General features: G+C 59.4%; 1 protein-coding gene. It reads left to right on the top strand.

The window, feature by feature from the left end:
• Positions 1-99: 99 nt before the first annotated feature.
• A complete protein-coding gene (locus EBBID32_RS05970; protein WP_006952422.1) occupies positions 100-1,131 on the top strand; it encodes an IS110 family transposase in 1,032 nt (343 codons plus the stop codon).
• The last annotated feature ends 254 nt before the right edge of the window (positions 1,132-1,385 follow it).

Raw genomic sequence — 1,385 nt, 5'->3', positions numbered from 1 at the left:
ACACCACTTAACGTAATCGCCACACTCGACCTCCGCTTTGTTGCGGTAGGATGTCATTGCCGCTTCGGCGCTCGGCCGGAGTCGAACGTGGAGGACGTTATGGGAGTTTTTGCAGCACTGGATGTGTCACAGGAGGAGACGGCGATTTGCCTGGTTGGGGCGGAAGGTGAGATTCTCGCGGAGGCGAAGGTGCCGACCTGCCCTGACGCGATAGCCGACTGGCTAGCGAAGCGCGCCGCGGATGTCGAACGGGTGGGAATGGAGACAGGTCCCCTTGCCGTCTGGCTCTGGAACGCGCTGACGAAGCGGCGTGTCCCGATCATTTGCCTGGATGCGCGTCACGCTAATGCGGTCCTCAAAATGATGCCAAATAAAACCGACAGACATGATGCTCGCGGCTTGGCTCAGATTGTCCGCACAGGTTGGTTCAAGGCTGCCCGGATAAAGAGTCATGAGGCCTATGTTAACCGGGCGATGCTGACAGCGCGCGATACGCTGGTTGGCATGCGTGTGAAGCTTGAAAATGAGATCAGAGGGTTGCTGAAAACGTTTGGCGTGATGTTCGGAAAACGGGTTGGGGGCTTCAAACGCCGTGCGACGGAGATCATCACAGGCGAGCTGGCAGTCGCACCGGAGCTCATACCTATCTTTGAAGCGTTGATGCACGCCCGGAGTGAAATTCTAGCCCGTATTGCCGCTCTCGATGGCAAAATCCGGGCGGTAGCCAAACAGCATGGTACGGTACGTCTTTTGATGACAGCGCCGGGAGTCGGACCGATCACCGCGATGGCGGTAACTGCAGCATTCGACGACGCCGAACGCTTCAACCGATCTTCCAGCGCGGGCGCTTATCTCGGTCTGACGCCAAGGCGCTACGAATCTGGCGAAATCAGCCGGAACGGGCGCATCTCGAAAAGCGGTGACAGGTTCGCTCGAAAATGCCTGTACGAAGCAGCAAATGCGATCTTGTCTCGAAAGCTTGGCGGCCCTCGCCTGCGTGAGTGGGCACAGGCGATCGCAGGCCGAACCGGGCCTCGCAAAGCGAAAGTCGCCCTGGCCAGGAAGCTGGCGGTAACATTGCACGCAATGTGGCGTACCAACACGACCTTCCGGGAGGCGGCCATGGCCTGATCCAAATCCGAAGCAATACGCTGAACTCAAGCGCGACAGAACGCGTCCCGCTGGGACGCTTAGCGAGGGTGAGATCGTTCCCGCGAGTGCGGCACGGACCGCGCACACCACTTAGATTCACCCTACTTTGAACGCTAACATGCGGCGTCCAGCGCGACGACCGCGGAGAGAACCCTGGAGCCCAGCGCGCGTGACGAACCGCAAAGAGGTCAGCTGTTGACAGTGGCGATTAGAGAACCCCGTGGGACACGACC

Origin of the sequence: Sphingobium indicum BiD32 (genome assembly GCF_000382885.1) — a bacterium.
Lineage (GTDB): Bacteria > Pseudomonadota > Alphaproteobacteria > Sphingomonadales > Sphingomonadaceae > Sphingobium > Sphingobium japonicum_C.
Note: the sequence above shows the minus strand (reverse complement) of the source record. Positions and strands in the feature narration are given on the sequence as shown.

Excerpts from the sequence above, each read along its gene's own strand:
- EBBID32_RS05970 (WP_006952422.1), top strand. The coding sequence starts at position 100 with ATGGGAGTTTTTGCAGCACTGGATGTGTCACAGGAGGAGACGGCGATT.